Consider the following 12,951-nt stretch of genomic DNA (forward strand, 5'->3'; position numbering starts at 1 on the left):
CCAAGGAAGAGCGAGGAGTGCATGCGGGTACTCCGCCGCGGCGACACCGGACCGGAGGTCGCCGAGATCAGGTCCATGCTCAGCAGCCTGGACCTGCTCCCTCCCGGTGACGGGTCGGACGGTTCGCCCACCCACGCGGCCTTCGACACCGTCGTCGAGCACGCCGTGCGCGCGTTCCAGCAGCGCAGGGGCCTGATCACCGACGGCATCGTCGGTCCGGCGACGTACCGGGCGCTGCGGGGCTCCAGCTATCACCTCGGCAGCAGGCCGCTCGCCTACCTCGTCTCGTCGCCGGTGCACGGCGACGACGTGTTCGCGCTGCAGGAGCGGCTCACCGAGCTCGGCTACGACGCGGGCCGCCCCGACGGCGGTTTCGGCCCGCAGACCGAGCGGGCGCTGCGGAACTTCCAGCGCGACTACGGGCTCACCGTCGACGGCATCTGCGGTCCGGCGACCGTGCGGGCGTTGCGGCAGCTGTCGCCGCGCGCGCGTGGTGGCCGGCCGGTGTTCCTGCGCGAGCAGGAGCAGGTGCGCAGGGCGGGCCCGAGGTTGCGCGGCAAGCGCATCGTCATCGATCCCGGCCACGGTGGAGCGGACCACGGTGTGGTCGTCAACGACATCCGCGAGTCCGACATCGCCTGGGATCTGGCGCGGCGGCTCGAGGGCCGCATGAAGGCCACGGGCATGGAGGCGCTGATCTCCCGTGGCCCCGCGCACAGTCCGACCGAACTGGAGCGCGCGCAGTTCGCCAACGACGCAGGCGCCGACCTTTTCCTCTCCCTGCACTGCGACGGCAACCGTTCCCCGTATGCGCAGGGCGTCGCGAGCTTCCACTTCGGCACCGGCAACGGCACCACGTCCACGGTGGGTGAGCTGCTGGCCGGCTACATCCAACGTGAGCTGGCCGCGCGCACGGGCCTGCGCGACTGCCGCACGCACCCCAAGACGTGGGACATCTTCACCCGCACCCGCTGCCCCGCGGTCCGGGTCGAGATCGGCTACCTGACCAACCACGACGACCGGCGCAGGCTCTCCGACCCGGCGTTCCGCGACGTGGTGGCCGAGGGGATCCTGATCGCCGTGAAGCGGCTCTACCTGCTCGGCGAGAACGACCAGCCGACCGGCACGTTCACCTTCGCCGACGTCCTCGCCCACGAGCTGGCGAAAGCGGAGTAGCGCGTAGCCTTTCAGTCCCGGATGCAGTGAAGGCCACCATGCCTGCGTTGAACGCAGTGACGGTGGCCTTCACTGCATCCGGGGTGCCAGGCGAACGTGGGTGTGGATAAGTGGCCTAGTTGTGCACAGAACTGTGGACAACTAGGCGCGGGTGGTGCTCGGCGTGGCCGTGGTGATGGTGACCTGGCCGAGCAGCTTCTCCAGCGCGGCCTCGACGTCTTCCTTCCACGAGATCGCCGAGCGCAGCTCCAGGCGCAGCCTCGGCCACCGGGGGTGCGGACGCACGGTCTTGAACCCGACGCTCTGCAGGAACGCGGCCGGGACCACACACGCGTGCTCCTCGGTGCCCGCTTCGGGGTCGGCGTCACCGAACGCCTCAATCGCCCGCACACCGCGTCGAGTGAGGTCCTTGGCCACCGACTGCACGAGGACCCGTCCGAGGCCGCCACCGCGGAACTCAGGGGCCACATGGAACGCCGTGAGCAGCACGGCGTCCGGGCTCGGCGGAGAGGTGGGGAACGCGTTGGCCCTCGGCACCGCGCTCGGCGGCGCGTAGAGCACGAAACCGACGGGGAGGTCGCCGCTGTGGATGATCCGGCCGCACGAACCCCATTCGAGCAGCACGCCCGAGACCCAGGCTTCCTTCTCGACCTCGGTCTCCCCGAACTCCTCTGCCTGCTGCTTGAGGTGCGGGGCCAGCTCCCAGTAGACGCACCGGCGGCAGTGCAACGGCAACTGCTCGAGGTTGTCGAGCGTGACGCCCACGACGCGTCGCGACACCAAGCCTCCCCGGGGATGTGCGTCTGTCGAAAGCAGTGCAAAGCATATGCCGATGTGACACAGGGCAGAAACCCGGGAGGGCCCGAACCCCGTGACGTTACACTCGTTGAGATCTACCTGCAGGTAGATCGCCCCAACTGCCGAGCGCTTTTCGAAGCAGACGGAAGTATGCCATGACTGCCTCCCAGCCACCGGAGCACAGACCGGGGTCCGAGCCGGGCCGCCACAACCTCGATCCGCACCTCGACCGTTACGCCGCGCGCACCGCGGGCATGACGGCGTCGGAGATCCGAGCGTTGTTCGCGGTGGCCAGCAGGCCCGAGGTCGTCTCACTGGCCGGCGGCATGCCGAACCTCGCGGCCCTGCCGCTGGATTCGCTGTCCGGGCAGATGGCGGAGCTCATCGCCGAGGAGGGCCTGGTCGCCCTGCAGTACGGCTCCGCCCACGGCGTGCCCACGCTGCGTGAGCAGATCTGCGAGATCATGGCGATGGAGGGCATCACCGGCCACCCCGACGACATCGTCGTCACGGTCGGCTCGCAGATGGGCCTGGACATGGTGACCCGCCTCTTCTGCGACCCCGGCGACGTCGTGCTCGCCGAGGGACCGTCCTACGTCGGCGCGCTCGGCTCGTTCGCCGCCTACCAGGCCCAGGTCGTGCACGTCGAGATGGACGACAACGGCCTGGTGCCGGACACGCTGCGCGCCGCGCTCGCCACCGCCGAGCGGGAGGGCAAGCGCGTCAAGTTCCTCTACACGATCCCGAACTTCCACAACCCGGCCGGCGTGACGCTGGCCGTCGAGCGCAGGGCGGAGATCCTGGAGATCTGCGCCGAGCACGACGTCCTGGTTGTGGAGGACAACCCGTACGGCCTGCTCGGCTTCGACGGGCAGACCTATCCGGCGCTGCGGTCGATGGACCCCGACAACGTCGTGTACCTGGGCTCCTTCTCGAAGACGTTCGCCTCGGGCCTGCGCGTCGGCTGGGTGCTCGCGCCGCACGCCGTGCGCGAGAAGCTCGTGCTGGCCGCGGAGTCGGCGACGCTGTGCCCGCCCACGCTGAACCAGCTGGTGGTGTCGCGTTACCTCGCGACACACGACTGGAAGGGCCAGATCAAGACCTTCCAGGAGAACTACCGGGAGCGCCGCGACGCGATGCTGTCGGCGCTGGAGCAGCACATGCCGCCCGGGTGCACGTGGACGCAGCCCGACGGCGGCTTCTACGTGTGGGTGACGGTGCCCGAGGGCGTCGACACCAAGGCGATGCTGCCGCGCGCGGTCACGGCGCGCGTGGCGTACGCGTCGGGCACGGGCTTCTACGCCGACGGCTTCGGAAGCAGGCAGATGCGCCTGTCGTACTGCTACCCGACGCCGGAGCGGATCCGCGAGGGCGTGCGCAGGCTCGCCGGCGTGCTCGAGTCCGAGATGGAGCTGGCGCGCACGTTCGGTAGCGTCACCACGCGGGCAGTGTCGGGGCCGCAGTTCCCCGGACCGGACACGGTCTGAGCACCAGTTTTTCACCTGATCAGTTGAGGAGTTCCTGGGTGGCCGAGCCTACTGTCGCCGTGCTCGCGGGCGGTCTTTCACACGAGCGGGACGTGTCGTTGCGCTCCGGTCGCCGACTGTCGGTCGCTCTCCGTGAGCAGGGTCTGTCGGTCGACGAGTGGGACACCGATGCGAGCCTGGTGGCTCGGCTCCGGGACGAGCGGCCCGACGCCGCGGTGGTGGCCCTGCACGGGGGAGAGGGCGAGAACGGCTCCATCCAGACGGTGCTGGAGATGCTCGGCGTGCCGTTCGTGGGCACCAGCTCGTGGGCGTGCCGCCGTGCGTTCGACAAGCCGATCGCGAAGGCACTCGTCGCGCAGTCCGACTTCGCCACGCCCGAGTGGTTCGTCCTGCCGCACAGCACCTTCCGCGAGCTGGGCGCGCAGGCGGTGCTGGACGCGATGGTCGAGCGACTTGGTTTGCCAATGATTCTCAAGCCGGATCAGGGCGGCTCGGCACTCGGGACGCAGGTGGTGCGTGACGCGGCGGAGCTCCCCGCGGCGATGGTGGGCTGCTTCGCCTACGGCGACACGGTGCTCGCGGAGCGGTTCATCGACGGCGTGGAGGTCGCGGTCACGGTCGTCGAACGGGACGGCGGACCGCAGGCCCTGCCCGCCGTCGAGATCGTTCCCGAAAGCGGGGTGTACGACTACACCGCTCGCTACACCGCCGGGCTCACCGACTTCTTCTCTCCCGCCCGGTTGACTCCGGAGACCGAGAAGGCGGTCGGGGAGCTCGCGGTCGGCGCGCACCGGTTGCTCGGACTGCGGGACATCTCCCGGACCGACGCCGTGGTCGCCGCCGATGGCACTGTTCACTTCCTCGAGGTGAACCTGTCACCGGGGCTGACCGAGACCTCCACCGTTCCGATGGCGATGGAGGCGGCCGGCACGTCCCTCGGGGCGGTCTTCGCTGATCTCGTGGCCCGCGCCGTTCAGCGCGGGAGCTGACGAGAAATCATCACCGTGACGAAATAGCCCGGTGTCATGGGTTATCGATTTCAAGTGCCCGATTTGACCGATTTGGGTCCATGAGGGCCACGATCCGTTCGAGATCGTCCACCGACCCGAACTCGACCACGATGCGTCCCTTCCGGCGGCCGAGGTCGACCTTCACACGCGTGTCGAAGGTGTCGGAAAGGCGCTCGGCCAGATCCTGCAGACCGGGAGCCTGCATCGGCTTCCGCGAGGGAGCCTTCTCCTTCTTCTTGGCCTGCCCCTTGGCGAGGGTCACGGCTTCCTCGGTCGCCCGGACCGACAGCCCCTCGGCGACGATGCGCGCCGCCAGCTCCTCCTGACCTTCGGGGTCCTCCAGCGACAGCAGCGCGCGAGCATGCCCCGCCGAGAGCACGCCCGCCGCGACGCGACGCTGGACGGGGAGGGGGAGCCGCAGCAGCCGGATCGTGTTCGTGATGACCGGACGGCTTCGGCCGATGCGCGACGCGAGCTCCTCGTGCGTCACCTCGAACTCGTCGAGCAGCTGCTGGTACGCCGCCGCCTCTTCCAGCGGATTGAGCTGGACGCGGTGGATGTTCTCCAGCAGGGCGTCGCGCAGCATCGCCTCGTCGGCGGTCTGCCGCACGATCGCCGGGATGACCTCCAGCCCAGCCTGCTGGGACGCGCGCAGGCGGCGCTCACCCATGACGAGCTCGTACTCGTCGCCAGGCAGCTGACGCACGACGATCGGCTGCATGAGCCCGAACTCGCGGATCGAGTGCTCCAGCTCCGCGAGCGCCTCCTCGTCGAAGACCTGGCGGGGCTGCTTCGGGTTCGCCTTGATCGCCTCGACCGGCACCTCGCGGTAGACGGCGCCGGCGACCTCACCACCGACCGCCTTGACCGAGCCGTTCGCCGCGAACCAGCCCTTGTCGCCGTCCGCGGCGACCGGCTCGGCGGGCATCTCGGCGGTGGCTGTTCCCTCCGCGCTGACCGGCCCGGTCGGAATCAGGGCCGCCAGTCCGCGGCCGAGCCCACCCCTGCGCTCGCTCATCTCTGCTCCCTCACTCCACGCTCGGCGACTTCCCGTGCGGCGTCCAAATAGCTCATCGCACCCCGTGAGCCCGGGTCGTAGGCCAGCACCGTCTGCCCGTACCCGGGCGCCTCCGAGACCTTCACGCTGCGCGGGATGATCGTCTTGAGCACGACGTCACCGAAGTGGTTACGGACCTCCTGGGTCACCTGGTCCGCCAGCTTGGTGCGGCCGTCGTACATCGTCAGCAGGATGGTCGACACCTTCAGCGCGGGGTTCAGGTGCTGCTGGACGAGTTCGATGTTGCTGAGGAGCTGGCCGAGCCCCTCGAGCGCGTAGTACTCACACTGGATCGGAATCAGCACCTCGTGCGCGGCGCTCAATGCGTTCACCGTGAGCAGCCCGAGCGAGGGCGGGCAGTCGATGAAGACGTAGTCGATGCCGAGCTGGTCCAGCGCTTCGCTCGTGAGGGCTTCCTTGAGTCGCGACTCTCTCGACGCCATCGACACCAGCTCGATCTCGGCACCGGCCAGATCGATGGTCGCGGGCACACAGAACAGGTTGGGGGACTGCTCGCTGACCTGCGTCGCATCGGCCAGTGACACCTCGCCGATGAGCATCTCGTAGACGGACGGCGTGCCCGACCGGTGGTCGACGTCGAGCGCGGTGCTGGCGTTCCCCTGCGGGTCCAGATCGATGACGAGCGTCTTCACGCCGTGCAGAGCGAGCCCGGCGGCGAGATTCACCGTGCTGGTGGTCTTGCCGACGCCACCCTTCTGGTTCGCGACGGTGAGTACACGGCGTCGTGTGGGCCGGGGCATGGAGTTCGCGTCCGGATGCAGCACCTTTGCGGCGCGCTCGGCCTCCTCCGCGATGGGCGTCCAACCGCCGGTACTCGTCTCGCGAGGCGGGTTCACCGGGCGCCACCCCTTCCAACGGTCACGTGCTCGCCGGTGCACCGTTTCACGTGGAACATTCGCCGCTCCGTACTGATCGTCATTCGCTCGGCCAATCCTTTCATCTCGACCGCGCTCCGGAGCGCCGCCGCGATCGTTCCGGCTTCCGCTGCTCCACGCGTTCGATCACCACCACCGTGCTCGGCGTCTCCAGCACGCCGGCACCACACTCCGCCAGCCTCGGCTCCCCGCCACCGGCCTTCTTGACCGCCGCCCGATCACGCTCGATCTCCTCCGCGGCACTCGCACCTTTCAGCGCAACGAGCGTTCCCGATGAGCGCACCAGGGGGAGGCACCACGTCGCGAGCCGGGCCAGGGGCGCCACCGCACGTGCGGTCACGACGTCGGCGAGGTCAAGCTGCTGCCGGATCGCCTTTTCTTCCGCGCGTCCACGCACGACGGCGAGGGGGAGCCCCAGCGTCCCCGCCACCTCAGACAGCCACTCGACGCGGCGTGCCATCGGCTCCAGCAGAACGATATCGAGGTCCGGTCGCGCGATCGCGAGCGGTACGCCGGGGAGCCCGGCGCCCGATCCGACATCGACGACGCGAGCGCCGTGGGGGATGTGCTCGCCGATGACCGCGGAGTTGAGAACGTGCCGCTCCCACAGTCGATCAACCTCGCGCGGTCCGATCAGCCCACGCTCGACGCCATGCTCGGCAAGGAGCTCCACGAACCGCTCCGCCTGCCTGACCTGATCGCCGAACACGGCAGCGGCCGCTGCCGGGGTGGTGGACTCGAATCCGCCCAGACCCACAGACTCACTCCTCATCGGGGATCGCCGTTTCACGTGAAACCGGCCGCCTCCGATTGTCCCTGATGCGCTTCTGGATTCGACGCGACAGTCCGAAGATGTGGAGAACTCCACTGACCGGTCGCCGGTTTCACGTGAAACGCGGACACAAAAAAGCGGCCCGCCGGTTGACCGGCGGGCCGCTTCGCTCAGTGTGCGACTACGCGGGGAGCACGACCACGCGCCGCTTCGGCTCCTCGCCCTCGCTCTCGCTCGTGACGCCCTCGACGGTCGCGACCGCGTCGTGGACGACCTTTCGCTCGAAGGGGCTCATCGGCTGCAGCCGAACCTTCTCTCCGGACTGCGCGACCGACTCGGCCGTCGACCGACCGAGCTCGCGAAGCTCCTCCCGGCGACCCGCGCGCCAGCCGGCGATGTCGAGCATCAGCCTGCTGCGAGTGCCAGTCTCCTGCTGCACCGCGAGCCGGGTCAGCTCCTGCAGCGACTCCAGCACGTTGCCCCTGGGGCCGACGAGCTTGTCCAGATCCTCGCCGCCGTCGATGCTGACGATCGCGCGCCCGGCTTCCACGTCCAGGTCGATGTCGCCGTCGTAGTCGAGGATGTCGAGCAGGCGCTCCAGGTAATCGCCGGCGATGTCGCCCTCCTGAACCAGAAGGTCGTCGTCGCTACCCGCGTCCGTCTCCTCGGTCTCGTCCTCGGCCGTCGCCGGTACTGCCTCGTCCTGTTCGGTGCCGACCACCTCGGCTGTCTCCGACATGTCTTCTCTCCTCTCGCGTCCCTGAGGCGTCAGCGCCGCTTGCGGCCTTGGGTCTTCTTGCCCTGGGTGGCGGGCCGCTGTTGGTTGCCGCCGTTCTTCGCCCAGGCGCCGCCCTTGACGTTGCTGGAGTTGCCGCTCTTCTGGGACTTGCCGTTCTTGGGGGTACCGTTCTTGGAGGTTCCGGCGGCCTTCGCCGAGCCGGTCTCGCCCTCGCTCTGCGAGTCGGCTGCCTTCTTCTGCTGCTGGGCAGGCTTCGGCTTCTGGCCGACCTGAGGCTTCTGGCCCGGCTTCGGGCCGAGGTTCGTGCGCTTCTCCTTGGCCTCGGCCTTCTTCGCCGCTTCTTCCTTGTCGATCTTCGTGTAGACGAGGCGCTGCTGCATGAGGGTCCAGCAGTTGTTGGCGAGCCAGTAGATGAGCAGACCGATCGGGAAGAAGGCACCGAAGACAAGCACACCGGCCGGGAAGATCCACAGCGTCAGGCGGTTCATCATCGCGGTCTGCGCGGTGGCCGACGCCGGGTTCTGCCGGGCAACCGAGTGGCGGGCCGTGAAGTGGGTCGCGACGCTCGCGACGATCATCAGCGGGATGGCGACGGGGGCCACGTCCCAGTGCCAGCCGGGCTCCGCCGCGGCCGCACCGCCGCCGAGGGCGCTGACGTGGTTGATGGCGTCACCGAGGTTGACCCCGAAGAGCTTCGCGTCGACGTAGGAGCGCACGCCCTCGGCGTCGAAGAAGTAGTTGCTCTCCTTGCCCGGGGCGAACATGCGGAGCACATGGTTCAGACCGATGAAGACCGGGATCTGGAGCAGCATCGGCAGGCAGCTGCCGAGCGGGTTGACGCCGTGCTCGCGCTGGAGCTTCTGCATCTCCATCGCTTGCCGCTGGCGGTCGTTCGCGTACTTCTTCTGGATCTTCTTGAGCTCCGGCGCGAAGTCCTGCATCTTCTTCATCGACCGGACCTGGTTCACGAACGGCTTGAACATGATGCCGCGGACCGTGAACGTCAGGAACACGATGCCGAGAACCCAGGCGATCGCGTTGTCGTCGCCGAAGACGAAGCCGAACACCTTGTGCCAACACCACAAGATGAACGACACAGGGTAGTAGATAAAGTCGAGCACTGAGCTACTCCTCGGTAGACATACCAGGGCTTTGGTGCCTGAAGCTGAACTTCTCGGGCACGGGGTCTCGTCCCGGCGGGGTCCACGGACCGCATCGCAACAGCCGGCGGATCGCGAGGTAGGAGCCGCGAGCGGCTCCGTGCCGCGTCAGCGCCTCGGCCGCGTACGTGCTGCAGCTCGGGTAGAACCGGCACATCGGGGGAAGGAACGGGGAGATGGCCTTGCGGTAGAACCTGATCGGCAGCAGGAGCACCCAGGCCACCGGCGTCGGACGCACCCGGTCGGCGGGCTTCTGGGTCTCGGCCGTCTCAGTGCCGGCCACTTGCTCTGTACTCACACCGCTGGTCCATTGTCGTGGCGGGCGGAAGGCGACAGGCTCAACCGTCGCAGCGCCGCGTCGAGATCCGAGCCGAGCTCCGCACTGGTCGCGGTGGCAGCGGCGGGTAATGCCCGAACAACCAACGCACTACCAGCCGGCAAGGTTCCGAGCCGGTCGGCCAGCAGGTGCCTCAGGCGCCTGCTCACTCGATGGCGCACAACCGAATTGCCCACAGCCTTGCTCACGACCAAGCCCGCCTTGGTCTGCCCGCCGTTCCCGGCGAGCGCGTGCAGCACAAGGCGGCGGCGCCCGGCTCGGACGCCGCCGCGCATGACCGCACGGAATTCCTCACTCCGCCGCAGGCGAGCGTTGGCAGGAAGCACGCCGCGCCTCGCAGGCAGACGGGATCAGGCGGAAAGTTGCTGACGGCCCTTGCGCCTGCGGGCGGCCAGAATGGCGCGACCTGCGCGGGTACGCATCCGCAGCCGGAACCCGTGGGTCCGAGCGCGTCGGCGGTTGTTCGGCTGGAAGGTGCGCTTGCCCTTGCTCACGGCTCAGTTCTCCTGGTCTCAACGTCTACTCGTATTGTCTGACAGCCGACGGAACGTGGGCAGGCAGAAAAGGCCCGCTGTCAGCGGCAGACCTTACGAGGGTACGCACCCTGTCCGGTGACACTGGAACCGGCCCCTGGAGTAACGCTGCGTCGCCGCCGACGGTATCGATCATCGACACGCTCCAGCACCGAATGGCAACACGCCGTACATCATGAAATCCTTGCCCGGAAGGACGGCTTGTGGCAATCAGCGGGTCTTGTTAGCGTGCCCCTTCTCAGTATCAACGAGGGGCGCACTCACGCCGCCGAAAGGTGGGAGACTTCGGCAGGCGTACCTTGATCCCGCGGGAGGGAGTGCCCGCGGGCCGCCGTACATTGATGCACAGTTGTGGACAACTTTGTGGATACCTGCTGCGCGGGTGGCCACACCGACCTGCTATCTGGGGCCAAGGTCGAGGGGAGGGGAGCGGAGCAGGGTGTCTGAGCACCAGCTGAACCTGGCTGTCGTCTGGGAGCAGGTCGTCAGGGAGCTCTCCGACGGCACGCTGTCCCCCCAGCAACGTGCGTGGATGCGGGTGACCCGGCCCATCGGACTCCTCGACGGCACCGCGCTGCTCGCCGCGCCGAGTGACTTCGCGAAGGAAGCCATCGAGCGCGCGCTGCGCGAGCCGATCACCACGGCGCTCTCCCGCAGGCTCGGCCGCGAGGTCTCCCTCGCCGTCAAGGTCGACACCACCGACAGCGCGCCGGCGCCCGCCACACCTCCTCGGTACGTGAACTCACCCGGCAGGGTGGAGAGCGGCAACGGCCTGCGCTCCGACGGCCCGCCCCTGCCTCCGCCCGAGGACACGATCACCGTGCCCGCCGCCGTGCGGCACACCCGCGCCGACGGCGTCGAACGCCCCGTAGGCCAGCGGCCACCGATGCCCTCGATGCCCGTCGCGAAGAACGTCCAGGACCAGGTGGACGACGGCGAGGAAGAGGTGGACGAGGAGGGCGAGGCGCTCGCCGCCGTCCACGAGATCTGGCCCACCTTCTCCGGCCAGCCGATCGCGGGCCAGCCCTACACGGCTCCGGCGCAGCCGCAGACGTCGAAGACCCGCCTCAACGAGAAGTACACGTTCGACACGTTCGTCATCGGTGCGTCCAACCGCTTCGCGCACGCCGCCGCGGTCGCCGTCGCCGAGGCGCCGTCGCGCGCGTACAACCCGCTCTTCATCTGGGGAGAGTCGGGACTGGGCAAGACCCACCTGCTGCACGCCGTCGGGCACTACGCCCAGCGGCTGTTCCCCGGCATGCGCGTGCGGTACGTCTCCACCGAGGAGTTCACCAACGACTTCATCAACTCGCTGCGCGACGACCGCAAGGTCGCGTTCCAGCGGCGTTACCGGGACATCGACATCCTGCTCGTCGACGACATCCAGTTCCTGGAAGGCAAGGAAGGAACCCAGGAGGAGTTCTTCCACACCTTCAACACGCTGCACAACGCGAACAAGCAGATCGTCGTGTCCTCCGACCGTCCGCCGAAGCGGCTGGAGACGCTGGAGGACCGCCTGCGCACGCGGTTCGAATGGGGCCTGATCACCGACATCCAGCCGCCCGAGCTGGAGACCCGCATCGCGATCCTCCGCAAGAAGGCCGCGCAGGACCGGCTCGCCGTTCCCGGTGACGTGCTCGAGTTCATCGCGGCGCGCATCGAGGCCAACATCCGCGAGCTCGAGGGCGCGCTCATTCGCGTCACCGCCTTCGCCTCGCTGAACCAGCAGCCGGTGGACGTCGGGCTCGCCGAGATCGTGCTGCGCGATCTGATCCCCGACTCGCAGGCGCCCGAGATCAGCGCCCCGACGATCATGGGGGTCACGGCCGAGTTCTTCGACGTCACGCTCGACGACCTGTGCGGGCCCGGCAAGACGAAGGCGCTGGCGACCGCGCGGCAGATCGCGATGTATCTGTGCCGCGAGCTCACCGACATGTCGCTTCCGCGCATCGGGCAGACCTTCGGTGGTCGAGACCACACCACGGTGATGCACGCCGACAAGAAGATCCGCAAGGAGATGGCGGAACGGCGCCGGATCTACGACCAGGTGCAGGAGCTGACCTCGCGGATCAAGCAGCGAGCACGTCAGTAGCCAGCTCTCGCAACACCGAAAGCCCCGCGGCGATCGCGGGCGCGGTCTCACTGCCCTTGCGCACACACGTGCTGAACCGGCGCGCCGGCCTCGGCTCGCCGTGCAGCGGGATCCGCACCACCGCGTGTTCCTCCGGAATCGGGACGAGCCTCGGCAGCAGGCAGACCCCGGCGCCCTCGGCGACGAGCGCCGAGACCGCGAACCACTCCTTGACGTGGTGGGAGATCCGGGGTGTGAAGCCGGCGGTCGCGCACGCGGTGACGAGCAACGGGTAGGTGTCGTTGTTGTACGGCTTCACGATCCACGCCTCGGCAGCGGCATCGGCGAGCGACACACCGTCCACTTCGGTCAGCGGGTGCCCCGCGGGCACGAGCAGGTCCTGTACGTCGTCGAGCAGCGGCCTCCGTTCGAAGCGCGGGTCGCCCTCCGGCGGCGAGTCGGAGGTCGGCAGCACCACGGCGATGTCGGCCTGCTCGGCGGCCACCAGCTCGTAGCAGTCGCCGCTCTCCTCCTCTCTGATATGCACGTGGAGCTTCGGAAACCCCTGGCGCAGCCGGGAAAGCGCGGGCGTGACGAGCGCGGCGATCGCCGAGGACACCCCGCACAGCCGTAGCTCGCCCATCGGCTCACCGCCGCGTGCGGCGAGCTCTGCCCTCGCGCGCTCCCAGTGCGCGTACAGGTCTTCGGTGTGCCGCAGCAGGATCTGCGCCTCCGGCGTCAGCCGCACCCGCCTGCCCTCGCGGCGCAGCAGCTCGACCCCGAGGTCACGGCTGAGGTGCCGCAGCTGTTGCGACACCGCCGACGGCGTGAGGTACAGCGCCGCGGCCGTCGCGGTGATCGTGCCCTCGTCCGCGAGCACCCGCAGCACGCGCAGCCGCCGCAGGTCAATCATGT

At 68.7% G+C, this 12,951-nt stretch carries 14 protein-coding genes; 4 read left to right on the plus strand and 10 right to left on the minus strand.

Features of this window, described 5'->3' with window-relative positions; genetic code table 11:
* The first annotated feature begins 21 nt into the window (after positions 1 to 21).
* Positions 22 to 1,176, plus strand: a complete 1,155-nt coding sequence (locus BA062_RS02000; RefSeq protein ID WP_110334262.1) for an N-acetylmuramoyl-L-alanine amidase — start codon at positions 22 to 24, stop codon at positions 1,174 to 1,176.
* 141 nt (positions 1,177 to 1,317) lie between these two features.
* Here the strand turns inward: BA062_RS02000 and BA062_RS02005 are convergent, their stop codons facing one another.
* The gene (locus BA062_RS02005; protein ID WP_110334263.1) at positions 1,318 to 1,956 is read right to left on the minus strand and encodes a GNAT family N-acetyltransferase; all 639 of its coding nucleotides are present in this window, start codon (positions 1,954 to 1,956) and stop codon (positions 1,318 to 1,320) included.
* 173 nt (positions 1,957 to 2,129) lie between these two features.
* Here BA062_RS02005 and BA062_RS02010 point away from each other — a divergent pair, with 173 nt between their 5' ends.
* Together BA062_RS02010 and BA062_RS02015 are read left to right on the plus strand one after the other, a co-directional pair.
* Positions 2,130 to 3,461 carry an aminotransferase-like domain-containing protein gene (locus BA062_RS02010; RefSeq protein ID WP_110334264.1) on the plus strand — a complete coding sequence of 444 codons (1,332 nt, stop codon included), beginning with the start codon at positions 2,130 to 2,132 and terminating at the stop codon, positions 3,459 to 3,461.
* 38 nt (positions 3,462 to 3,499) lie between these two features.
* On the plus strand, positions 3,500 to 4,450 hold the full coding sequence (locus BA062_RS02015) for a D-alanine--D-alanine ligase family protein (protein WP_110334265.1): 951 nt from the start codon (positions 3,500 to 3,502) through the stop codon (positions 4,448 to 4,450).
* A 34-nt stretch (positions 4,451 to 4,484) separates the two neighbouring features.
* Here BA062_RS02015 and BA062_RS02020 read toward each other — a convergent pair whose 3' ends face one another.
* The 8 genes from BA062_RS02020 to rpmH all read right to left on the minus strand — a co-directional run bounded on the left by BA062_RS02020 (position 4,485) and on the right by rpmH (position 9,926).
* Complete coding sequence (locus BA062_RS02020; protein WP_110334266.1) at positions 4,485 to 5,489, minus strand: ParB/RepB/Spo0J family partition protein; 1,005 nt, start codon at positions 5,487 to 5,489, stop codon at positions 4,485 to 4,487.
* Entirely contained in the window at positions 5,486 to 6,385 is a 900-nt protein-coding gene (locus BA062_RS02025; RefSeq protein ID WP_110334267.1) for a ParA family protein, read from the minus strand. The genes BA062_RS02020 and BA062_RS02025 overlap by 4 nt, the downstream gene beginning before the upstream one ends.
* Positions 6,386 to 6,485: 100 nt before the next feature.
* Positions 6,486 to 7,196, minus strand: coding sequence for a 16S rRNA (guanine(527)-N(7))-methyltransferase RsmG (gene rsmG, locus BA062_RS02030; protein WP_110334268.1), 711 nt, complete (start codon positions 7,194 to 7,196; stop codon positions 6,486 to 6,488).
* A 181-nt stretch (positions 7,197 to 7,377) separates the two neighbouring features.
* Positions 7,378 to 7,935, minus strand: coding sequence for a Jag family protein (locus BA062_RS02035; protein ID WP_110334269.1), 558 nt, complete (start codon positions 7,933 to 7,935; stop codon positions 7,378 to 7,380).
* Between the two features lie 29 nt (positions 7,936 to 7,964).
* Positions 7,965 to 9,056 carry a membrane protein insertase YidC gene (gene yidC, locus BA062_RS02040; protein ID WP_110334270.1) on the minus strand — a complete coding sequence of 364 codons (1,092 nt, stop codon included), beginning with the start codon at positions 9,054 to 9,056 and terminating at the stop codon, positions 7,965 to 7,967.
* Between the two features lie 4 nt (positions 9,057 to 9,060).
* Positions 9,061 to 9,378 (minus strand): membrane protein insertion efficiency factor YidD, encoded by a 318-nt coding sequence (gene yidD / locus BA062_RS02045; RefSeq protein ID WP_110334359.1) that lies wholly within the window; start codon positions 9,376 to 9,378, stop codon positions 9,061 to 9,063.
* Between the two features lie 11 nt (positions 9,379 to 9,389).
* Complete coding sequence (gene rnpA / locus BA062_RS02050) at positions 9,390 to 9,758, minus strand: ribonuclease P protein component (RefSeq protein WP_110334271.1); 369 nt, start codon at positions 9,756 to 9,758, stop codon at positions 9,390 to 9,392.
* Between the two features lie 24 nt (positions 9,759 to 9,782).
* Positions 9,783 to 9,926, minus strand: a complete 144-nt coding sequence (rpmH, locus tag BA062_RS02055) for a 50S ribosomal protein L34 (protein WP_091806362.1) — start codon at positions 9,924 to 9,926, stop codon at positions 9,783 to 9,785.
* A gap of 478 nt (positions 9,927 to 10,404) precedes the next feature.
* Here rpmH and dnaA point away from each other — a divergent pair, with 478 nt between their 5' ends.
* A complete protein-coding gene (gene dnaA / locus BA062_RS02060; RefSeq protein WP_110334272.1) occupies positions 10,405 to 12,057 on the plus strand; it encodes a chromosomal replication initiator protein DnaA in 1,653 nt (550 codons plus the stop codon).
* Here the strand turns inward: dnaA and BA062_RS02065 are convergent.
* Positions 12,035 to 12,949: a LysR family transcriptional regulator gene (locus BA062_RS02065; RefSeq protein WP_110334273.1), complete on the minus strand. Its 915-nt coding sequence runs from the start codon at positions 12,947 to 12,949 to the stop codon at positions 12,035 to 12,037. The two genes, dnaA and BA062_RS02065, sit on opposite strands and share 23 nt — an antisense overlap.
* Positions 12,950 to 12,951: the final 2 nt, after the last annotated feature.

Origin of the sequence: Prauserella flavalba, assembly GCF_003202235.1 — a bacterium.
GTDB classification, from domain to species: domain Bacteria; phylum Actinomycetota; class Actinomycetes; order Mycobacteriales; family Pseudonocardiaceae; genus Prauserella_A; species Prauserella_A flavalba.